Annotated in this window: 22 protein-coding genes; 8 read left to right on the forward strand and 14 right to left on the reverse strand. The window is 68.8% G+C overall.

The features are described from left to right. Positions 1 to 12: 12 nt before the first annotated feature. Positions 13 to 555 carry a prolyl-tRNA synthetase associated domain-containing protein gene (locus ACTIEW_RS03125; protein ID WP_439476453.1) on the reverse strand — a complete coding sequence of 181 codons (543 nt, stop codon included), beginning with the start codon at positions 553 to 555 and terminating at the stop codon, positions 13 to 15. A gap of 51 nt (positions 556 to 606) precedes the next feature. Between ACTIEW_RS03125 and ACTIEW_RS03130 the strand changes: the two genes are divergently transcribed. Further along, a complete protein-coding gene (locus ACTIEW_RS03130; protein WP_439476454.1) occupies positions 607 to 1347 on the forward strand; it encodes a DUF6065 family protein in 741 nt (246 codons plus the stop codon). A 94-nt stretch (positions 1348 to 1441) separates the two neighbouring features. Here the strand turns inward: ACTIEW_RS03130 and ACTIEW_RS03135 are convergent, their stop codons facing one another. From ACTIEW_RS03135 to htpX, 7 genes are all read right to left on the reverse strand, one after another. After that, entirely contained in the window at positions 1442 to 1996 is a 555-nt protein-coding gene (locus tag ACTIEW_RS03135) for a CC0125/CC1285 family lipoprotein (RefSeq protein ID WP_439476455.1), read from the reverse strand. Between the two features lie 83 nt (positions 1997 to 2079). Next, the gene (locus ACTIEW_RS03140; protein WP_439476456.1) at positions 2080 to 2712 is read right to left on the reverse strand and encodes a LysE family translocator; all 633 of its coding nucleotides are present in this window, start codon (positions 2710 to 2712) and stop codon (positions 2080 to 2082) included. Between the two features lie 49 nt (positions 2713 to 2761). Beyond that, entirely contained in the window at positions 2762 to 3229 is a 468-nt protein-coding gene (locus ACTIEW_RS03145) for a hypothetical protein (RefSeq protein ID WP_439476457.1), read from the reverse strand. Between the two features lie 81 nt (positions 3230 to 3310). Continuing rightward, positions 3311 to 3901 (reverse strand): hypothetical protein, encoded by a 591-nt coding sequence (locus tag ACTIEW_RS03150; RefSeq protein ID WP_439476458.1) that lies wholly within the window; start codon positions 3899 to 3901, stop codon positions 3311 to 3313. A gap of 109 nt (positions 3902 to 4010) precedes the next feature. Next, positions 4011 to 4466, reverse strand: a complete 456-nt coding sequence (locus ACTIEW_RS03155) for a hypothetical protein (RefSeq protein ID WP_439476459.1) — start codon at positions 4464 to 4466, stop codon at positions 4011 to 4013. A gap of 86 nt (positions 4467 to 4552) precedes the next feature. Beyond that, a complete protein-coding gene (locus tag ACTIEW_RS03160) occupies positions 4553 to 5785 on the reverse strand; it encodes an argininosuccinate synthase (RefSeq protein WP_439476460.1) in 1233 nt (410 codons plus the stop codon). 96 nt (positions 5786 to 5881) lie between these two features. After that, positions 5882 to 6841 (reverse strand): zinc metalloprotease HtpX, encoded by a 960-nt coding sequence (htpX, locus tag ACTIEW_RS03165; protein ID WP_439476461.1) that lies wholly within the window; start codon positions 6839 to 6841, stop codon positions 5882 to 5884. Positions 6842 to 6928: 87 nt separating this feature from the next. On the opposite strand from htpX, the gene ACTIEW_RS03170 reads away from it, so the two are divergent. The 3 genes from ACTIEW_RS03170 (at position 6929) to ACTIEW_RS03180 (ending at position 8718) form a co-directional block, all read left to right on the forward strand. Beyond that, a complete protein-coding gene (locus ACTIEW_RS03170) occupies positions 6929 to 7165 on the forward strand; it encodes a DUF1674 domain-containing protein (protein ID WP_439476462.1) in 237 nt (78 codons plus the stop codon). A gap of 58 nt (positions 7166 to 7223) precedes the next feature. Beyond that, entirely contained in the window at positions 7224 to 7679 is a 456-nt protein-coding gene (locus ACTIEW_RS03175; protein WP_439476463.1) for a hypothetical protein, read from the forward strand. 136 nt (positions 7680 to 7815) lie between these two features. Further along, positions 7816 to 8718 (forward strand): hypothetical protein, encoded by a 903-nt coding sequence (locus tag ACTIEW_RS03180; protein ID WP_439476464.1) that lies wholly within the window; start codon positions 7816 to 7818, stop codon positions 8716 to 8718. Between the two features lie 9 nt (positions 8719 to 8727). Here the strand turns inward: ACTIEW_RS03180 and pyrF are convergent, their stop codons facing one another. Then, positions 8728 to 9444, reverse strand: a complete 717-nt coding sequence (gene pyrF, locus ACTIEW_RS03185) for an orotidine-5'-phosphate decarboxylase (RefSeq protein WP_439476698.1) — start codon at positions 9442 to 9444, stop codon at positions 8728 to 8730. 103 nt (positions 9445 to 9547) lie between these two features. Between pyrF and ACTIEW_RS03190 the strand changes: the two genes are divergently transcribed. Continuing rightward, positions 9548 to 10246 carry a MarC family protein gene (locus ACTIEW_RS03190; RefSeq protein WP_439476465.1) on the forward strand — a complete coding sequence of 233 codons (699 nt, stop codon included), beginning with the start codon at positions 9548 to 9550 and terminating at the stop codon, positions 10244 to 10246. A gap of 2 nt (positions 10247 to 10248) precedes the next feature. Continuing rightward, positions 10249 to 10593, forward strand: a complete 345-nt coding sequence (locus ACTIEW_RS03195) for a hypothetical protein (RefSeq protein WP_439476466.1) — start codon at positions 10249 to 10251, stop codon at positions 10591 to 10593. Here ACTIEW_RS03195 and ACTIEW_RS03200 read toward each other — a convergent pair. Together ACTIEW_RS03200 and ACTIEW_RS03205 are read right to left on the reverse strand one after the other, a co-directional pair. Further along, positions 10590 to 11402 carry an SDR family NAD(P)-dependent oxidoreductase gene (locus ACTIEW_RS03200; protein WP_439476467.1) on the reverse strand — a complete coding sequence of 271 codons (813 nt, stop codon included), beginning with the start codon at positions 11400 to 11402 and terminating at the stop codon, positions 10590 to 10592. The genes ACTIEW_RS03195 and ACTIEW_RS03200 overlap by 4 nt on opposite strands. 1 nt (position 11403) lies before the next feature. After that, a complete protein-coding gene (locus ACTIEW_RS03205; RefSeq protein WP_439476468.1) occupies positions 11404 to 11874 on the reverse strand; it encodes an Rrf2 family transcriptional regulator in 471 nt (156 codons plus the stop codon). A 151-nt stretch (positions 11875 to 12025) separates the two neighbouring features. Here ACTIEW_RS03205 and ACTIEW_RS03210 point away from each other — a divergent pair, with 151 nt between their 5' ends. Further along, positions 12026 to 14014 (forward strand): potassium transporter Kup, encoded by a 1989-nt coding sequence (locus ACTIEW_RS03210; RefSeq protein ID WP_439476469.1) that lies wholly within the window; start codon positions 12026 to 12028, stop codon positions 14012 to 14014. After that, a complete protein-coding gene (locus tag ACTIEW_RS03215) occupies positions 14011 to 15408 on the forward strand; it encodes an RsmB/NOP family class I SAM-dependent RNA methyltransferase (RefSeq protein WP_439476470.1) in 1398 nt (465 codons plus the stop codon). The genes ACTIEW_RS03210 and ACTIEW_RS03215 overlap by 4 nt, the downstream gene beginning before the upstream one ends. Before the next feature lie 300 nt (positions 15409 to 15708). Here ACTIEW_RS03215 and ACTIEW_RS03220 read toward each other — a convergent pair whose 3' ends face one another. From ACTIEW_RS03220 to murJ, 3 genes are read right to left on the reverse strand one after another with little or no spacing between them, the layout of a single operon-like run. Then, on the reverse strand, positions 15709 to 16389 hold the full coding sequence (locus ACTIEW_RS03220) for a GNAT family N-acetyltransferase (protein ID WP_439476471.1): 681 nt from the start codon (positions 16387 to 16389) through the stop codon (positions 15709 to 15711). Positions 16390 to 16402: 13 nt separating this feature from the next. Then, the gene (trpS, locus tag ACTIEW_RS03225; RefSeq protein WP_439476472.1) at positions 16403 to 17446 is read right to left on the reverse strand and encodes a tryptophan--tRNA ligase; all 1044 of its coding nucleotides are present in this window, start codon (positions 17444 to 17446) and stop codon (positions 16403 to 16405) included. Between the two features lie 41 nt (positions 17447 to 17487). After that, on the reverse strand, positions 17488 to 19197 hold the full coding sequence (gene murJ, locus ACTIEW_RS03230; protein ID WP_439476473.1) for a murein biosynthesis integral membrane protein MurJ: 1710 nt from the start codon (positions 19195 to 19197) through the stop codon (positions 17488 to 17490). Positions 19198 to 19201: the final 4 nt, after the last annotated feature.

The following is a 19201-nucleotide window of genomic DNA, read 5'->3' on the forward strand; positions in this document are numbered from 1 at the left end:
TCCCGCGGGGCGTCAGGCGGTCAGGCGACTGAAGTCCACCACAATCGGCTGCCGGCCGATCAGCGACAGGAACCGCCGAAACTGGTCCTGCCCCAGCGCCGTCGTCGCCGTATTGGTCAGCGGGTGGAAGTTGACGATATCCGCGTCCCACAGCGCCTTGTCGAGTACGAAGGTCACGCGCCGGCCCGTGTCGTTGATCAGGCCCAGCGCAGTCACCGACCCGGGCGTCAGGCCCATCGTCTCGTACAGCAGCCCTTCATTCCCGAACGACAGCCGGTCGGAGCCGATCGTCCTCGGCGCGCGCTTCAGATCGACCACCGTGTCCTGCCGCGCCGAGATCAGCCACAGCCGGCCCTTCTTGTCCTTGAGGAACAGGTTCTTGGTGTGGGCACCGGGCATGGCGGCCTTGAGCTCCAGCCCCTCCTCGACCCGGAAGACGGCGGGGTGGTCGTGGGTCGTCTGGTCCACGCCGTTCGCCGCCATCCAGTCCAGCAGGCGGTCGCGGTCGAAGGCTGGCCCAAGGTCGGAATCCGGGGTCGGCTTGTCTTGGGTCATGGGGCGCCGCTAGGGATGGAGACGTCCCTCGATACCGCCCGGAGGCCCGCCGTGGAACTGGAATGCTATCCGATGACGCCGACGCCGCCCGACCTCGTGCCGGGCCGACAGTCGCGCAACTGGATGGACGCCTTCGCCAGCCGCCACCCCTATCGTTGCCTGCCGCTGAACATGGCCAACACCACGGGCTGGGAGATCCTGTGCCCGCTGACCTTCACCGCCGAATGGAACGGCGGACCCAGTCAGGCGGATATCGTCATCACGCCTGAGCGGCCCAACGCCAACCTGACCCATGTGGTGACCTCGCATTTCTCACGCGGCGTCCTGACCATGCATCCGCAGTATCTGTTCCGCACCCCGCCCGGCTGGGGCCTGCTGGCGGGCGGTTCGCCCAACCACCTGAAGGACGGCATCCAGCCGCTGGTCGGCCTGATCGAGACCGATTGGCTGCCCTTCCCCTTCACCATGAACTGGCTCTTCACCCGCCCGGGCCGGGTCAAGTTCGAAAAAGGCGAGCCGTTCTGCTTCATCACCCCGATCGAGCATCGCAAGGTCGAGACGATGCAGCCGGTGATCCGGTCGCTGGAGTCCAATCCGGTTATGCACGGCCAGTTCGAGGCCTGGAACCGGGCCCGCACCGACTTCAACAAGCGGCTGGCCTCCGGCGACCCCGACGCGGCCAAGGAAGCGTGGCAGCGCTACTATTTCAAGGGCGAGGTGCCCGAGGACCTCGGCACAGCCCCCGACACCCACGTCAACAAGCGCCGGCTGAAGAGCCCGCGGATCGGGTAGGTTCTCGGGGCTAGGTTCTAGGTTTTAGGGACCAGCGGGTGCGGATCGAACCGGCCAATCCCTAGCCCCTAGCCCCTAGAACCCAGCCCCTACCTCACATCGGCCGCGTCACCCGCGGACCCAGGTTCTGGATCACCTCGCGGGCGTCGAAGGCGTTGGGATCGCCGGCCGGCTTGGGCCCCCGTCCCATGACGATCTCGGCCGAGGCCTCGAATCGGTCGATCTCACGCACGTCGAAATCGCGGCTGCCCCAGAAGGGATCGCCCCACGGGCTCCAGTAGCCGCGGCGGTAGTAGCGCCACGACGGGCCCCAGAACGGGCTGTAGCGGTCACGATAGAAAGGATCTGGTATCCCCTGTAGCCGGACGTCGCGGTCGGTGGCCCGATTGACCGTGGAGAACCAGTCATAGCCGCTCTCGGCCGTCACCTCGGCGGCGCGCAGCAGAAGGGCCATCTCGACCTGTTCGCGCGAGGTGACGGAATTGCCCGAGAAACTGACGCGATAGCGGTCGGCGTCAACCCGCTGGTCGGCATAGCCGTAGCGGCTGTCGACCCCGGCGGGACCGTAGGGGGTGGCCGTGGCGCAGGCGGACAGGGCCAGAGCCGCCGTCGCCGCCAGCAGCGCGGGCTTGAGGAAACGAAGTCTCATAGAAACTCTCCTTGGCGCGACAGTGCGCGCTCTTTCGGCTGAACGGAGATGAACGGCGCCGGTTCCGGGGTGTGATCAAGTCGTTATAAACGTGAAACAATTAATGCGGCTGCGGCCAGAAGAAGCAGGCCGGTCAGAAGGGCGAAACCCTTGCGGAAGCGCGGCTCGCTCATGCGTCGGGCCAAGGCTGCGCCGCCCAGACCGTAGGCGGACATGGTCAGAACGTCCATGCCGATGGTGGCGAGGGCGAACAGGGCCAGCTGGGGCGCGGCCGGACGCGTCACGTCCATGAACGGTGGCAGGACGGCGGTAAAGAACAGCACCGCCTTGGGGTTGGCGATCTGGACCATGAAGCCGTCCACCAGGGCGCTGCGGCCCATGCGGATGGCAGGCGCTTCAGGATCGGCGGCGACGCGGAAAGCGCCGCGCAGCGCGTTGATGCCCAGCCAGGCCACATAGAGGGCGCCGCCGATCGAGATCAGGCGGAAAACCGCCGGAAAGGCGATTACGAGGGCGCCGAGGCCCAGCGCTGCGGCCCCGAACCAGACCAGGGTGGCGGCGTTCATCCCGACCACGCCGAGCATGGCCCCGGCCTTGCCGCGCTGGACCCCGTTGGCGACCGAAAAAACATTGGCCGGTCCCGGCGTGACGGCCATGACCATCATGACGCCGAGGAAGGTCAGATACAGGTGCGGATCAACGGGCAGGCCGGCCATGGCCGTCCTGTCGGGCGGACGGCGAAGTCGGTCAAGCCTGCAAGGGCGTTCAGTAGCCGGTGGAGGGCTGGGTGTTGCGCGGTTGCTCGGGTCGGGCCTGGGTTTGCTGGGTCAGGCCGGCGCGGACCTGATCGGGGATAGCCCGGATCCGGGCTACGCTGGCGACGCCCGTCGCCGTGGTCGAGGCTCGCGCCTCTTCGGTCGGGGCGGCGGCCGCACGCGCGGCGAAATAATGCTCCAACAATACCGCAAAGTTCTCGAAACCGGGCGCGTAGCGGGCGAGAATTTCGTCAACACGGCTGGCGGCGCGGCGGCGGTTGGAGCCGGACTGCTCAACGGCGGTCCGAACCTCCGCATTCATCGCTTCAAGCTGTGTGCGGAATGTCAGCGCCGCCGCTGTGACCTCCGCTTCGCCGGAAGCGGCGGCGGCCGTCGGCGGGGTGGACGGGTCCTGGGCGAGGGCGGGAAGGGGCGCGGCGAAAACGGCCGCCGCCAGCAGGATCAGACGCATGGGCACGGGAACCTCCTGTCCGGAACACCCGATCCTACGCCCCGGCAATCCGGACCGCAGCCAAAATATCCGCGACCGGGACCCCGGTCAGCCTTCGTCGGAGGCCTCGTGCTCATCGGCATCGGCATCAACGTCTTCGTCGTCCTCAGCCAGTGCCTCGTTGGCCTCTTGAACGGCGGCCTCGACCTCGCCCTGCGCGTCGTCCAGCGAGTCCATGGCCGAGCCGAGGGCGTAGTCGGCCACCAGGCCGTAGGTGGTCATGTGCTCGGGGTCGTTGGAGGCCCAGGCGCCGTTGGTGACCATGCCGCGCGCTCCGGCCAGGGCTCCCGAGGCCTCGACCTCGGCCAGGGCCTGGGCGACGACCGCCTCGAGGTCGATACCGGCCAGGGCCTCGGCGGCGATAGTCGCCGCGTGCTCGGTCACCACGGCGGTGAAGGCGGTCACGTCGGGCTGGTACTCGGCCCAGAGGGCGGCGATGCGCGTTTCGCGCTGCGCCTCGGTCAGGCTCGTGTCCTCGGCGATGACTTCGGCGCGTTCGCCGAAGGCCTCCATTCGGGACTCGAAGGCTTCGGCGGCAGCTTCGATCGCGTCTTCCGACGGGCCGCGCGTCTCGTCGGCGAGGGCGGCCGACATCGGCAGAAGGGCGAGGGCGGCGGCGAGCGAAAGGGCCTTGATCATGACGGGCTCCCTGGAAGGTCGCCGCCAAGGTCCGCCGAACACCGCTCGGCCTCAAGTGAAATCGCGGTAAGGCGGCGGGTATGGGCTCGCCGCCTGCCGGATCAATGAGTTACTGCGAATCGGCGGGCGCGGCGGCGGCGGCGGCGGCGGCGGCCTGGAGGAGCCCGGCCTTGATGGTCGCGGGCGCGCCCATGATCTGACCGCGCAGCATCGGACCCATCTGGGCCATTTGCGCCTGGCCTTCCGGCGGCATGACGGGCAGCTGGGAGGTGATGAAGGCGTCGAGTTCGACGGCGAAGGCGTCGGCCTGCGGCTGATAGCGGTCGGCGATGGCGTCCATGTCGGCGTTGGCCCTGGCCTGATCCGCGCCGGCGGCCGTCAGGGCGGTCTGCATCTCGCCCTGCATCGTCATCATGGCTTGCTGGAAAGTTTCCGCCCTGGCTTCAAACGCGGTTTCCGCCTCGGCGGCGGTAGCGGCCGGGTCGGCGGCCGGCGCGTCCTGGGAGAAGACGGGGGTCGCCAAGGCCAGAACGGCGGCGGCGGCGAGGGCGATACGAAGCGACATGTCGAGGTCCTTAATGAGGTCGGGGAGCCCATGCTCCAGCCGACAAGGTGGCGCCGATGTGGCGAGGGCGCGAGGGGTCTGGAATTCTAGCCGCGGTCGCGCGCGTCCCGCTTGCCCAGAACCCGCAGGCGCAGGGCGTTCAGCTTGATAAAGCCGGCGGCGTCCTTCTGGTCATAGGCGACGGCGCCGTCCTCGAAGGTGACCAGCTCCTGGTCGTACAGGCTCTCGGCGCTCTCGCGGCCGATGACGGTGGCGTTGCCCTTGTACAGCTTGACCCGCACCGTGCCCGAGACCTTCGCCTGGGAGTGGTCGATGGCGGCCTGCAGCATCTCGCGCTCGGGCGAGAACCAGAAGCCGTTGTAGAGCAGGTGGGCGTATTTGACCGCCAGCTCGTCCTTCAGGTGCATGGCGCCGCCGTCGAGGGTGATCGACTCGATGCCGCGGTGGGCCGCCAGCAATATGGTCCCGCCCGGGGTCTCATAGACGCCGCGCGACTTCATGCCGACGAAGCGGTTCTCGACCAGATCGAGACGGCCGATCCCGTTGTCGTGGCCATACTGGTTCAGGGCGGTCAGCAGGGTCGCGGGGCTCATGGCCTCGCCGTTGATCGAGACCGGGTCGCCCTTTTTGAAGCCGATGGTGATGACGGTCGCCACATCCGGCGCGTCCTCCGGCGACAGCGTGCGCTGATGCACGAATTCGGGGGCCTCGACCGAGGGGTCCTCCAGCACCTTGCCCTCGCTGGACGAGTGCAGAAGGTTGGCGTCGACGCTGAACGGGGCCTCGCCGCGCTTGTCCTTGGCGATCGGGATCTGGTGCTTCTCGGCGAAGTCCAGCAGGTGTTCGCGCGACTTGAAGTCCCATTCGCGCCACGGGGCGATGACCCGGATGTCGGGCTCGAGGGCGTAGTAGCCCAGCTCGAACCGGACCTGGTCGTTGCCCTTGCCGGTGGCGCCGTGACAGACGGCGTCGGCGCCGACCATGCGGGCGATCTCGATCTGGCGTTTGGCGATCAGGGGGCGGGCGATCGAGGTGCCGAGCAGATACTGGCCCTCGTACAGGGCGTTGGCGCGGAACATGGGGAAGACGTAGTCGCGGACGAATTCCTCGCGCAGGTCGTCGATGAAGATGTTCTCGGGCTTGATGCCCATCTTCAGCGCCTTCTCGCGCGCCGGCGCCAGTTCCTCGCCCTGGCCCAGGTCGGCGGTGAAGGTCACGACCTCCGCGCCGTATTCGGTCTGCAGCCATTTCAGGATGATCGAGGTGTCGAGACCGCCGGAATAGGCGAGGACGACCTTCTTGGGCGCGGACTGGGTCATGACGGGTCTTTCGGCGAACGCGGGGAGGCGCTGGAGCGTGTGCGCGCGCTTAAAGGACCAGACGCCCCGCGATGCAAGGGCGGGAATGCGGCAGGGTCAGCCCCACGGCCCCCGAGGCTGCGACGGCGTGGACGGCACGCTGGTGGAAACCGGCCCGCGTGTGGTCTCCGGGACGGCTGGACGGGCTCGGGCGACCCCCATGGTCAGCCCCAATTCCATCAGGGCCTTCACCCGGTTGCCGGTCGCAGGGTGGGTCGAGAACAGGTTGTCCGCCCCCCGCCCGGCCAACGGGTTGATGATGAACAGCTGGCCCGAGGCCGGATTGCGCTCGGCGGTCAGATTGACGATCCGGCGGGCGTGGCCGTCGATCTTCTGTAGCGCCGAGGCCAGAGACCGGGCGTCGTCGGCGATCTCGGCGCCGACGCGGTCGGCTTCATATTCGCGGCCGCGGCTGATGGCCATCTGAACGAGCCCGGCGGCCATCGGCGCGAGGATCATCAGGGCGAGCGTCCCGATGATCCCGCCCGGCCGTTCCTCGTCGTCGCTTCCGCCGCCGAAGAACAGGGCGAAATTGGCCAGGGCGGCGATGGCCCCGGCGACGGTGGCGGTCACCGTCATGGTCAGGGTGTCGCGGTTCTTCACATGGGCAAGTTCATGAGCCATCACCCCGCGGATTTCCTCGCGGGTCAGCATGTCCAGCAGGCCGGTGGTGGCGCAGACGGCGGCGTTGGCCGGATTGCGGCCCGTGGCGAAGGCGTTGGGCTGGTCGTTGGGGATGATGGCGATGACCGGCCGCGGCAGGCCCGCGTCGCGCGCCATCTGAATCACATCGGCGACATAGGTGCGGACCACCGCATTGGGATGCTGTTCGTCGACCGGCTGGGCCCGGTACATCTTCAACACGATCTTGTCGGCGTTCCAGTAGCTGAACAGGTTCATGCCGCCGGCGACCACCAGGGCGATCAGCATGCCCGTCGGTCCGCCGATCAGATAGCCGAGGCCGACGAACAGGGCGGTCAGGGCCGCCAGCAGGGTGAAGGTCTTGAGGTGGTTCATGGTCCGAAATGTTCAATCGAAGCTGGCGCCGGCGGGGCGGACCTCTCATGTGTGCGGATCGAAGCCCAGGCTCAAGACGAGGCCGCTGTGACCGATCATCCCACCCCCGAGGAAACACCCGCGCCGGCTTTCAACGCCGACGTGCCTCACGCCACCCCCGACCGCCCCCTGACCGAGGCCGCGCGCCGCGCCCTGCTGGAGGCCGCCGAACGTCGCGCGGCGGGGGGCGAGACCGAACTGCCGACCGAACACGGCGGTCCGCGCGGTCCTGAGCCGACTCGCTATGGCGACTGGGAGAAGAAGGGCCTGGCCGTCGACTTCTGACCGCAGCGAACAAAGACGGGCGAACGGCGTTAACCCTTTCATTCAGGAGAACCGCCCGATGATCCGCACCCTCGCCGCCGCGGCGACCCTCGCCACCCTCGCCCTCGCCGGCGCCGCCTCGGCCCAGACGTATGGCCAGCCAGTCTATCTCAACGCCTATGGGAGACCGGTCGGCGGCAGTCCGTTGTCCGAGGTCGAGATCCGGTCCTATGTCGGGACCGGGCGCTGGGCGGACGGATACTCCGACCGCCCGCACGTCTATGTGCCCGCGCCGGGATATGGCCAGGGCTACGGCCACAACCATGGCCAGGGTCGTTATGGCCACGGTTACGGCCGGGGACGCAGCAGCTACGGCTACCGCCGTTATGACCCGCCCTCGCGGGCCGGCTATCGCGACGAATGGGGCTACAATGACGACCGGCCGCCCTCGTCGCGGCGGTGGTCCGACGACGGACGTTCGCGGCGTTACGATCGTGATTGCGGGTGTTCGGACGTCTACCTCTACGACCGCTGAGGGGCGTTGTTGCGACCCGAAAGGTTAATTTGAGGGCCCGTCGGGGAAACTCGGGCGCCTGGTTTCGCCCGCTCGGTGCAATCCGAACCCTTTGCATTCCAGAGGCTTACAACGGCTCCATATGGGAGTCCGCGTCATGCGAATGGTTAACCTTGCGGCAGTCGCCGCCTTTGCGATGCTGGCAGCCAGCCCCGCCTTCGCCGGCGATCCACGCGGCGGCGGCCATCAGGGCGGTGGAGGCTGCGGCAGCAGCTGTGGCGGCGGCGGCCATCGGCCTCCCCCCTATACGCCGCCTCCCTCTCACGGCGGCGGTTTCAACAGCAATATCAATGTGAACGTCAATTCCAACGCCAGTGCGAACGCCTTTGCCGGCGCGTCGGCGGGCGGCTATTTCAACGCCCGCGCCTATGACGTCGGCGGCATCCGGGGCGGCGGCTACGGCGGCGGCACGGTCTACGTCGGCGGCGGTTACGGCGGGGGCGGCGGCGCCTGCTGTGGCGGCGGCGCGGTCTACAACGAAGAGGTCTATGAGGGCCGGACCTGCGCCAGCGCGCCGTTTGGCTATGTCGTCTATGGCTTCGGCCGCAACGGCCGTCAGGCGCCGGCCTGCGTGGCCAACACCGGCGTGTGTCGCGATGACGACGATCGCGGCGGCCGCTACGGCTACAGCGAACGTCACAGCTGCGGCGGCGGCCAACGGGAAGACTACGGCTACGAACAAGGCGCCTACAGCTCGTACGAAAGCCATGAGTCCTACGAGGAATACGAGGGTAGTTGCGGAGGGAGTTGCGGGGGTCGTCCCGACTACGGGATCGGCGACTACGAGCGGGGCTATATCGACGGGCGGAACAGTTGCGGCGGCTGCGGCCATGACGACCACGGAGACGACGACTACGCCCCCTATCCGCCGCCATATCAGCCGGAACCGCCGCGCTATGAGCCGCCGGCTCCGCCCGCGCGCCCGTACCGGCCCTCCCGGCCCCGCCCTTCGCAGCCGTCCCGCCAGTACTACAGCCAAGAGCCCGGCGAGCGCGGCTGATCGGCGAGGCTAGCGGGCGATCCCGTCGATCGATTCGACGATCGCCGAGGCCGCCAGCAGGGGGTTTTCCGCTCCGACCACCGGACGGGCCACGACCAGATGGGTGGCGCCGGCCTCCAGGGCCGCGCGCGGCGTCGCCACCCGCTGTTGGTCGCCCTTGTCCGCGCCCTCGGGCCGGACGCCCGGGGTGACGATCAGGAAGTCGGGTCGTCCGGCCTGTGTGGCGATCTCGCGCACCCGCGCGGCCTCCAGCGGGCTTGAAACCACCCCGTCGACGCCACAGTCCAGCGCCTGCCGCACCCGCCGCTCCACCAGATCACGGGCCGAGAAGCCGTATCCGATATCGGTCAGGTCGGCGTCCGACAGGCTGGTCAGGACAGTGACGGCCAACAGTTTGGTCCCGGTCCCAGCCGCGTCCCGCCCCCTCACCGCCCCACGCATCACCTGCGGCTCGGCATGGACGGTCAGCAGGTCGCAGCCGCCCTCGGCCACGGCGCGGGCCGCGCCTTCGACCTGGGCCCCGATGTCGTGCAGCTTCCAGTCCTGGAACACCGTCTTGCCGGCCGCGCACAGCTCGTGGGCGAAGGCCACGCCGCCGGGCCGGGCCAGCAGGGTCAGGCCGATCTTGTAGGCGCTGATGGTGGCGCCGAGGCGATCCACCATGGCCCGGGCCGCCTCGAGAGACGGCAGGTCGAGGCCGACGATCAGGCGCGGGTCGGTCAGCACGGGGGTCATGGCGTCGCTCCTTTGATGCGGTCAGGGGTGGACGCGCGGGCGCGTCTCAGCCTTGATGGCCGCCGGACGGTGAATTGCAGGGCGAGGTCAGCACATGGACGCGGTCGATCTGGGCGTCAACCTGTTCGTGGCGCTGTTCGCCCTGGTGGATCCGATCGGCAATATCCCGATCTTCGCCGCCGCCACGGCCGGCGCCTCGATGCGCCAACGGCTCTCGGTCTCGGCCCTGATCTGCATCTTCATCGTCGTCTTCCTGTGCTTCTTCTTCTTCACAGGCTTGGGGCTGCTGCAATTCTTCGGCATTTCGCTGGCGGCCTTCCGGATTGCGGGCGGCATCCTGCTGCTGCTCCTGGGCCTCGACATGACGCGCGAGGACTTCCTCAAGATGTTCGCTGACCCCGATGCGGTGAAGGACGCCCAGAACGATCACGGCTATGCCCGCCGCCGGTTCCAGCGGCTGGTCGTGCCTTTCGCCATGCCCCTGCTGATCGGCCCCGGCGCCATCTCGACCATCATCATCCAGGCGGGCGAGGCCGAGAAGGTCGGTCCCGCCGGTCAGGCGGCCGGGGTGGCGGCCATCGTTGCGGCAGGCTTCGCCACCTTCGTCTGCTTCACCCTCACCGGCCCGATCAGCCGCCTGCTCGGCGAGATCGGCATGGCCATCATCGTGCGGGTTCTCGGCCTGATCCTGTGCGCCCTGGCCATCCAGTTCATCCTAGCCGGCCTGTCCGAAGCCATTCCGGGCATGTTCAGCAGCATCGCCACCACGCCCTATCCGGACGCGGGACACTAGGCATGCGGAACATCATGGTCGTCGACGGCGCCCTTAACGCCACCTTCAGTGTGTTTCAGGCGACCAAGGCGGAGTTCGATAAAATTTCCCCCGTGCCCGGACAGGATATCGCCTTCATTGAGGAGGTGATCGCGGCCTTGGGTGACCTCGCCACGGGTGAAATCATGGCCCCTATCTGGGAACGGCCGATCTTGAGACGGGACGTTGAGGGGCTGCACGGTCTGTTGATCTACGAGAAGAGCGAGCGGATGCCCTTCTATCCCGCCAGTCGGCGCGAGGCGGACCATGAAGACGCTGCCTTGAATCCGGCGCAGCGGGCCTTGTTCGCCCTACATAGGGACGCCTAGATCCGCTTCAGCCGCTTCGCGTGCCCGCCGACCATCCCCAGCGCCACCCGGTCCGGCAAGTGTTTGGCCAGACCGGCCAATAGATGATTCATCACGCCCGGCGTGACCTTCGGCCGGTTGGCCTCGCAGGCTTCATAGCCGACCCGCGCCACATGGTCGGCGGTCTGCCACATCCAGGTCGGATAGGCCGATGACACCTGCTCGCGTGTCCCGTTCGCGTCATGGAATTCCGTCAATGTGTAGCCGGGGCACAGGGCGGTGACGTGAACGCCGCTCCGGCGCAGTTCCAGATGCAGGCCCTGCGACGCCTTGATCAGGAATGACTTGATCGGACCGTACAGGGTGTCGCCGCCGGTCGCGGGCATCTGACCGGCGAGGGAGGCGACATTGAGGATGCGGCCGAACCCGCGCTCGACCATGGCCGGGGCGAACAGCCGGGCCAGCTCCACCGGCGCGGCCAGCATGACCTGGATCATGGCCCGATGCGCCGTGGGATCGGTGTTGAGGAAGCCGTCGGTCCGGCTGAAGCCCGCATTGTTGATCAGGCCGTCGACCGTCAGACCGCGTTTCGCGATGGCGTCGAACAGGCGGCGCGGGGTGGCCGGGTCAGCGAGGTCCTCCGTCAGAACGGTGGACGCGGCGCCCATGCGGGCCAGCTCGGCCGCCAGAGACTGCAGGGGCGCCTCGCGCCGCGCGGTCAGGATCAGGTCCCAGCCCTTGGCGGCGTAGATCCGCGCCACGGCCGCGCCGATGCCGGCCGAGGCGCCGGTGATCAGCGCCACGGGCCGCGGCCGCGACGGCAGGCTCATCTCAGGCGGCGACCGGGCAGGAGGCGTGCGGCGCGAAGGCCGCCAGCGAAGCCGGTTCATGATCCAGCAGGTCGGCGATGGTGATCTTCGACAGGGCCTGGCCCGCGGCCTGATCTGCGGCGGTCAGGGCCTTGGCCACCTGACGCGGGATGTGTTCGCTAACCGGGCAGCCCTTGGCCCCGGCGGGCGGCGAGCCGAGGTGGGCGCAGCCGTTGACGGCGCGCAGCACGGATTCCAGCGAAATGTCCTGCGGCGCGTGCAAAAGCCAGGCTCCGCCCGAGGCGCCGGGACGGGTCGCGATCAGCCCGGCCTTGGCCAGCAGGGCGGTCACCCGCCGCACGACGACGGGGTTGGTCGGGATCGAGGCGGCCAGAATCGCGCTCGGCACGGCCTGGGCCGGCGAGTTCGCGCCCTTGTGGGCCAGATAGGCCAAGGCGTGGGCGGCGACGGGAAAGCGTTGGCTGTCGGACATGGTGCAGCCTCAAGATAGGCGCGCGGGCCGGCTTTCACAAACCGGGCCGCGTTTCGCGCTTGCAGCATGATTGAACGGCCTGCCGAAAGGGCTTAAAGGCTCGCCGCTCTTTGGATGGGAACCGCGGTGTGCGGGGTCCCGGAGGAACTTCATGGCCGGGGCCTCTCCCCAAGGTGAAGACGGCGCCAGCGCCGCCGCCGCAAACTCCCCAAACCCAGCCGACAAGTCCGTCGCCCCGGCCCATCCGCACCCTGCGGCGGCCGGCGAGGGCGGCCACGTCAAGGCCGGCAAATGGGGCCTGATCATCGGCGCCATCGGCGTCGTGTTCGGCGACATCGGCACCAGCCCGCTCTACGCCATGCGCGAGGCCCTGCATCACAGCCGGGGCGGCGGCGCCAACGAACTGGCCATCCTCGGCGTCGTGTCGTTGGTGTTCTGGGCCCTGATCCTCGTCGTGACCCTGAAGTATGTCGTTTTCCTGATGAAGGCTGACAACAAGGGCGAGGGCGGGACCCTGGCCCTGATGGCCCTGGCCCAGCACGCGGTCGGGCGACGGTCCGGCGTAATCTTCTTCCTCGGCGTTTGCGGGGCGGCCCTGTTCTACGGCGACGGCATCATCACCCCGGCGGTGTCGGTGGTCGGCGCCATTGAGGGCCTGAAGGACGCGCCCGGCCTGCGCGGTGTGTTCGATCCGTATGTCCTGCCGGTTTCGGCCGGCATATTGATCGCCCTGTTCATGGTCCAGTCCAAGGGCACGGCCCGGGTGGCGCGCTTCTTCGGACCCCTGACCCTGGTATGGTTCCTGGTCCTGGCCGGTCTGGGCGTGCTGCACATTTTCGACGACCCGTCGATCTTCCGGGCCTTGTCGCCCCACTATGGTGTGCTGTTCCTGATCGAGAACGGAGCGCTCGGCTTCATCATTCTCGGCAGCGTCTTCCTGGCGGTCACGGGGGCCGAGGCCCTCTATGCCGACATGGGCCATTTCGGAAAGGCGCCGATCCGGGCCGGCTGGCTGTTCATCGTCCTGCCCAGTCTGACGTTGAACTATCTGGGCCAGGGCGCCCTGGTGCTGTCTGACCCGTCAGCGGTCGCCAACCCCTTCTTCCGCATGATCCCCGAGGTGGTTTATTGGCCGGTGGTCCTGTTGGCGACTGCCGCAGCCTGCATCGCCAGCCAGGCGGTCATCACCGGCGCCTTCTCCCTGACGCAGCAGGCGGTTCAGCTGGGTCTGCTGCCGCGCATCGACATCCGGCCGACCAGCGAGACCCAGGCGGGTCAGATCTTCGTGCCTTCGGTCAACATGTTCCTGATGGTCGGCGTGCTCGTCCTGCTGGTGCTGTTCCCGACCTCGTCCCAGCTGACCTCGGCCTACGGAATCGCGGTTACGGGCGCCATGTTCGTCGATACGCTGCTGGCCTGGTTCATCCTGCGTCAGATGTGGAAATGGTCCCTGCCGTTGTCGCTGGCGGCGATCGTGCCCTTCGCGCTGCTGGACATCGTCTTCATCAGCTCCAACGCGCTGAAAATACCGGACGGCGCCTGGCTGCCTCTGGTCCTGGGCGCGGCCCTGGTCCTGCTGATGTGGACCTGGGTGCGCGGCACCCAGATTCTGACCGACAAGACCCGCAAGGACAGCCTGCCGCTGACGGACCTGATTGAGATGCTGCGCGCCCGTCCGCCGCACCGCGCGCTCGGCACGGCCATCTTCCTGACCTCGGACCCCGACGTCGCCCCGGTCGCCCTGATGCACAATCTCAAGCACAACAAGGTGTTGCACGAGAAGAACGTCATCCTGACCGTCCGCACCACCGACCGGCCGCGCGTGCCGGAGAGTCAGCGCGTGACGATCGAGCCGATCTCGGACGACTTCAAGAAGCTGACCATCTCCTACGGCTTCATGGAGCAGCCCAATATTCCCAAGGCGCTGGGCGTGTGCCGCAAACAGGGTCTGAAGTTCGACATCATGTCGACGAGCTTCTTCCTCGGCCGCCGCTCGGTGGTCGCTTCCGCCTCGCAGGGCATGCCGCTGTGGCAGGACCGGCTATTCATCTTCCTCACTCGCAACGCCGCCAATCCGACCGACTTCTTCCATATCCCGCCCGGCCGGGTGGTCGAGCTGGGCACGCAGGTGGTGGTATGAGCCGCGGACCGGAGCAGGGGCGCAGCTCCGCCGCCCGCGGCCGTCGCATGGCCGACAAGGCCCGGGCCGGGACCCGCGCCCCCCGTCCGCCGAAGGTCGATCCGCGCGATGAAAGCGCCGACATCGGCGTCGAGGCCCGTCTGGCCGCCGGCGTGCTGCTGAACGCCGCTCTGGAAGGCCGGGGCGGGCTCGATGCGGCCTTGTCGTTCCGCGAGGTCACGGACCTGCCCGGCCCCGATCGCGCCTTCGCCCGCGCCGTGGCCATGGCCGCCCTGCGCCGGCTGGGCGAGATCGACCAGATCCTCGACCGCAAGCTGCAGAAGAGCCCGCCGCTGGCGGTGCGGACCATCCTGCGCGTGGCCCTGGCCCAGACCCTGGTGCTCGAGACCCCGGCTTTCGCGGCCGTGTCGACGGCGGTGAAACTGGCTGAACGTGAGACGAAGACGCGGCCCTACAAGAATCTGGTCAACGCCGTCCTGCGCGGCATCGAGCGCGAGGGACCCGGTCTGACAACGGCCGAATCCAACTTGCCTGAATGGCTGGCCGCCCGCTGGCGCGGCGCCTATGGCGAGGCGACCCTGACCGGCCTGGCGCTGGCCGCCCGCGAGGAGCCCGCCACGGACCTCAGCCTCAAGCCCGATGTGGACGCCGCCGCCGTGGCCGAGGCGCTGGACGGCGAAGTGATGATCGGAAACACCGTCCGCACCGGCCGTCGCGGCGATCTGGCGAGCTGGCCGGGCTTTGACGATGGAATCTGGTGGGTCCAGGACGCCGCGGCCGCCGTGCCGGTGCGTCTACTGGCGCCGACGACCGGCGAGTCCATTGTTGATTTCTGCGCCGCGCCCGGCGGCAAGACGCTGCAGATCGCCGCTTCGGGCGCTTCGGTCGTGGCGCTCGACCGGTCAGCGCCGCGGCTAAAGCGGCTGGCCGAGAACCTGGCCCGCACCGGCCTGTCCGCCGAGGTCTTCGCCGTTCCCGCCGAGGACTGGGACGATCCGCGCACCTTCGACGCCGTCCTGCTGGACGCGCCCTGCACCGCCACCGGCACCTTTCGCCGTAATCCCGAAGTCCTGCGCGCCACCAAGCCCGCCGACGTCGCCAAACTGGCCGATGTCCAGCACCGCCTGCTCGACGCCGCCGCCGAACGGGTGAAGCCGGGCGGGCGACTGGTCTATTGCGTCTGTTCGCTGGAGCGTGAGGAGGGCGAGACCCAGGTCATCGCCTTCCTGCGCCGCAACCCGGCCTTTCGCACGGCGCCCGCCGACCCGGCCGCCGTCGGCGCGCCGACCGAGGCGCTGACGCCCGAGGGCTGGCTCCGCATCCTGCCGTCGATGTGGGCGGAAAAGGGCGGGCTGGACGGCTTCTTCATCGCCCGGCTGGACCGGGTGGGCTGATCCCGAAGGGGCCCCCGGACATAGAGACTCCCGCCCCTTCCGATCCGCCCCTCTCGTCCCCGAAATCCGCTACTCCCGCCCCTTCGCCACGGTCGGAAGAGGCGGCGCCGCCACCCTGCGTCCGTATCTGACGCAGGGCTGTGCATAATGACAGGATGCCTGCCGGGCCTGGTCTTTGACACTGCTTGAACCGCCGCCGCCGCCGTCCAGGCGCCGGCTTTCGCCGCCATCCCCGCAAAGGATGCGGACCGGTTTCGCTCCCCGCACATTTTTCAGGATCGACCCGCTACTCCCGGGACATCAGCCGGGGCCGTCGAGCACCGTATAGGTCACGGTCGTCCGCACCCTGAACCCGAGCGCCCCATAGAGGGCGATGGTCGCCGTATTGGCCGCATAGGCGTGCAGGAAGGCCTGTTCGCCGCGCTCGAGAATCCGCTGCGTCACCACCCGCATCAGGGCGGCGGCGTACCCCAGACCCCGAAAGTCGGGATGGGTGCAGACCCCGCTGACCTCGGTGAAGCCGTCGGGCTTCATCCGCTCCCCGGCCATCGCGATCAGGCGACCGTCCTGTTTCAACCCTATGAAGTCGCCCAGCCGGTGGGTTCTTTCGAAGAAGGGGCCGGGAACCGTCAGGGTGGCCAGCGCCAGCATCTCCGCGGCGTCGGCCTCGCCGAGCGGCTCGAAGGCGACGGTCTTGCCGCCGGCGTTCAGGGATGAGGCGACCATCTGCACGCAGGCCGCCTGCGCCCGGACGTTGAAGCCGGCAGGCAGGGGCATATCCCCGGCCTCGACCAGGCCCAGTCCGTTCGGCGAGATGTTGAGCGCGCCCAGCGCCGCCGTGCTCTCGGCCGAGGCGTCGGCCGCCGCCGCAAACAGGCCGTAGGCCGGATCGAACCGCAGCGCCCGCGCATCACCCAGCGCCAGCGGCGCCTGTCGGCTGGTCAGGGCGCTCCGGACGGGACGATCGAGGGGATGCGACACCGCGACCTGTACCTCAGGCCCGCCAGAAGCCCACGATCTTCTTCACCTCGTCCACCACCGGGTCGGCGATGGCGGCGGCGCGTTCGGCGCCGTCCTTGAGGACGCGGTCGATCTCGGCCGTGTCGGCCATCAGCCGGCGCATCTCGGCGCTGACCGGAGCCATGGAGGCGACGGCGAGGTCGGCGAGCTTCGGCTTGAAGGCGCCGAAGCCCTGCCCGGCGAACTCGGCCAGCACGGCCTCGCGGCTCATGTCGGCGAGGGCGGCGTAGATGGTGACGAGGTTCTTCGCCTCGGCGCGGCCCTCCAGCCCCTCCAGCGTCTCCGGCAGCGGATCCGGATCGGTGCGGGCCTTGCGGATCTTGGCCGTGATCGCATCGGCGTCGTCGGTCAGATTGATGCGCGACTGGTCCGAGGGATCGGACTTGCTCATCTTGGCCATGCCGTCGCGCAGGCTCATGACCCGCGGCGCCGGACCCTGGGTCAGCGGCTCGGGCAGGGGGAAGAACCCCGGCACGTTGAAGTCGGTGTTGAACTTCTGGGCGATGTCGCGGGTCAGTTCCAGATGCTGTTTCTGGTCCTCGCCGGTCGGCACCTCGGTGGCCTTGTAGAGCAGGATGTCGGCGGCCTGGAGCACCGGATAGGTGTAGAGGCCGACCGAGGCCCGCTCCTTGTGCTTGCCGGTCTTCTCCTTGAACTGGGTCATCCGGTCCAGCCAGCCGAGACGGGCGACGCAGTTGAGGATCCAGGCCAGTTCCGAATGCGCCCGCACCGCCGACTGGGGGAAGATCACCGAGCGCACCGGATCGAGGCCGGACGCCAGATAGGCGGCGGCGATCTCGCGCGTCTGGGCCGTCAGCAGGGCCGGGTCCTGCCAGACGGTGATGGCGTGCAGGTCGGCCACGAACAGGAAGCAGGGCGCGCCCGTCTCCTGCAGCTGGGTGAATCGCTTCAGGGCCCCCAGATAGTTGCCGAGGTGCAGGGCTCCGGAGGCCTGGATGCCCGACAGGATGCGGCGGGGGCCGGAATAGGCGGAGGCGGCGGGAGCGTCGTCGGTCATGTCGAGGCGCAATGCCCGACCGTCGCCAAAGGAGCAAGCCGTTACTTGCCGGTTCGCCGCAGCAGGCCCTTCACCTCGGCCGGCGTGATCGCCCGGGTCGCGAAGGCCAGAACGATATAGGCCAACCCGCCGGCGGCGGTGACGAGCAGCAGGGCGGCCTCCTTGGCGCCGACGCCGACGCCGATCGCTCCGAGGATATCCGCCATGGGAGCCTCGATCCGGGCCCGGCTGGCGGCGGCCAGGCCGACGATCAGCGCCAGACCGGCCGCGGACAGGCCGATGCGGATCAGGCGCGACAAGGCCTGCGGGCTGGGCCGGTAGAGGTCCCGCCGCCACAAGGTCGCGGCCAGCAGGATCACATTGGTCCAGGCGGCCGCCGAAACCGCCGCCGCTATGCCCGCTATGCCCCAGCCGAGGTTGAACAGGCCGATCGCCAGGGCCGCATTCACCGCCACGGAGACGAGGGCGAAGATCATCGGCGTGCGCGTGTCCCGCCGGGCGAAGAAGGCCGGGGCGAGGATCCGGATCAGGACAAAGGCGGGCACGCCCCAGCCGAACTGGAACAGGGCGCGCGCGGTGTTGACGGCGTCGATCTGCAGGAAGGCGCCGCGGGTGAACAGGGCGTCGATCAGGAAATAGGGCATGGCCATCAGGGCCGCCGCCGCCGGCAGGGTTAGGGCCATGGACAGGGTCAGGGCCTCGTCCATGGAGGCCTGCTGCTGGCCGTGATCCGCGGACGCCACCGCGCGCGACAGGCGTGGCAGAAGGGCGATTCCGATGGCGACGCCGACGAGGCCCAGCGGTAGTTGGTACAGACGGTCGGCCGTCGCCAGCCAGGTCCGGCCGCCGGCCACGAAGCTGGACAAGTTGCCCGAGATGAAGACGTTGATCTGGGTCGCCGAATTGCCGATGGCGGCGGGAATGGCGGTGATGATGATCGCCTTCACCGCCGGGGTCAGCCGCGGCAGGGCCAGACGGATGTCGGCTCCCGCGCGGCGCGCGGCCCACCAGCACAGGCCTGCCTGGGACACGCCCGCGACGAGCACCGCCCAAGAGGCGGCGTAGGCGGCGCCGATCTGGCCGCCCTGGGCCGGGATCACTGCAGCCAGCATGATGACATTGAGCAGGATCGGATAGGCGCCCGAGACGATGAACCGGCCGCGCGCGTTCAGCACGCCGCTGAGCAGGGCCGCCACCGCCATACAGGGCAGATAGGGCATGGTGATCTGGGTCAGGACGACCGCCAGCTTGAAGCGCGCCGGGTCGTCGAGGAAGCCGACGTTTATGACGGCCATCAGCCACGGCATGGCCAGCTGGGCGACGATAGTCAGCGCAAGGGTGGCGAAGGCCACCGCCGCCAGGGCGTCCGTGGCGACCTTGTCCGCCACCGCCTCGCCCTCGGTCTCCAGGGTCTTGGCATAGGCCGGCACGAAGGCCGCGGCGAAGGCTCCCTCGGCGAAGATGCGCCGGAACAGGTTGGGGAAGTTCAGCGCCGTATTGTAGGCGTCCGCCGCCGGCCCCACCGAGGCCCCGAGCGCCGCCGAGATGACGATGTCGCGGGCGAAGCCGACGAAGCGGCTGACCAGGGTCAGGCCGCTGAAGATCGCCGACGACCGCATCATGCCTTGGCCCTTGCGCGCGGTCGTGGCCGAGGCGGGCGGCTGGACCATCGGCTCGGTCGTCGCCGTGGCCGAGGGCACGGGCGGGGCGGCCTCGATCGGCTCGGCTTCGGGGTCGGACTTTTTGGCCATGTCA

It is taken from the genome of Brevundimonas sp., from assembly GCF_051860745.1.
Classification (GTDB): domain Bacteria; phylum Pseudomonadota; class Alphaproteobacteria; order Caulobacterales; family Caulobacteraceae; genus Brevundimonas.

Coding starts and splice junctions, on each gene's coding strand:
- ACTIEW_RS03125 (WP_439476453.1), bottom strand. CDS start 555: ATGACCCAAGACAAGCCGACCCCGGATTCCGACCTTGGGCCAGCCTTC.
- ACTIEW_RS03135 (WP_439476455.1), bottom strand. CDS start 1,996: ATGAGACTTCGTTTCCTCAAGCCCGCGCTGCTGGCGGCGACGGCGGCT.
- ACTIEW_RS03140 (WP_439476456.1), bottom strand. CDS start 2,712: ATGGCCGGCCTGCCCGTTGATCCGCACCTGTATCTGACCTTCCTCGGC.
- ACTIEW_RS03150 (WP_439476458.1), bottom strand. CDS start 3,901: ATGATCAAGGCCCTTTCGCTCGCCGCCGCCCTCGCCCTTCTGCCGATG.
- ACTIEW_RS03155 (WP_439476459.1), bottom strand. CDS start 4,466: ATGTCGCTTCGTATCGCCCTCGCCGCCGCCGCCGTTCTGGCCTTGGCG.
- ACTIEW_RS03160 (WP_439476460.1), bottom strand. CDS start 5,785: ATGACCCAGTCCGCGCCCAAGAAGGTCGTCCTCGCCTATTCCGGCGGT.
- htpX (WP_439476461.1), bottom strand. CDS start 6,841: ATGAACCACCTCAAGACCTTCACCCTGCTGGCGGCCCTGACCGCCCTG.
- ACTIEW_RS03175 (WP_439476463.1), top strand. CDS start 7,224: ATGATCCGCACCCTCGCCGCCGCGGCGACCCTCGCCACCCTCGCCCTC.
- ACTIEW_RS03180 (WP_439476464.1), top strand. CDS start 7,816: ATGCGAATGGTTAACCTTGCGGCAGTCGCCGCCTTTGCGATGCTGGCA.
- ACTIEW_RS03190 (WP_439476465.1), top strand. CDS start 9,548: ATGGACGCGGTCGATCTGGGCGTCAACCTGTTCGTGGCGCTGTTCGCC.
- ACTIEW_RS03195 (WP_439476466.1), top strand. CDS start 10,249: ATGCGGAACATCATGGTCGTCGACGGCGCCCTTAACGCCACCTTCAGT.
- ACTIEW_RS03200 (WP_439476467.1), bottom strand. CDS start 11,402: ATGAGCCTGCCGTCGCGGCCGCGGCCCGTGGCGCTGATCACCGGCGCC.
- ACTIEW_RS03205 (WP_439476468.1), bottom strand. CDS start 11,874: ATGTCCGACAGCCAACGCTTTCCCGTCGCCGCCCACGCCTTGGCCTAT.
- ACTIEW_RS03210 (WP_439476469.1), top strand. CDS start 12,026: ATGGCCGGGGCCTCTCCCCAAGGTGAAGACGGCGCCAGCGCCGCCGCC.
- ACTIEW_RS03215 (WP_439476470.1), top strand. CDS start 14,011: ATGAGCCGCGGACCGGAGCAGGGGCGCAGCTCCGCCGCCCGCGGCCGT.
- trpS (WP_439476472.1), bottom strand. CDS start 17,446: ATGACCGACGACGCTCCCGCCGCCTCCGCCTATTCCGGCCCCCGCCGC.
- murJ (WP_439476473.1), bottom strand. CDS start 19,197: ATGGCCAAAAAGTCCGACCCCGAAGCCGAGCCGATCGAGGCCGCCCCG.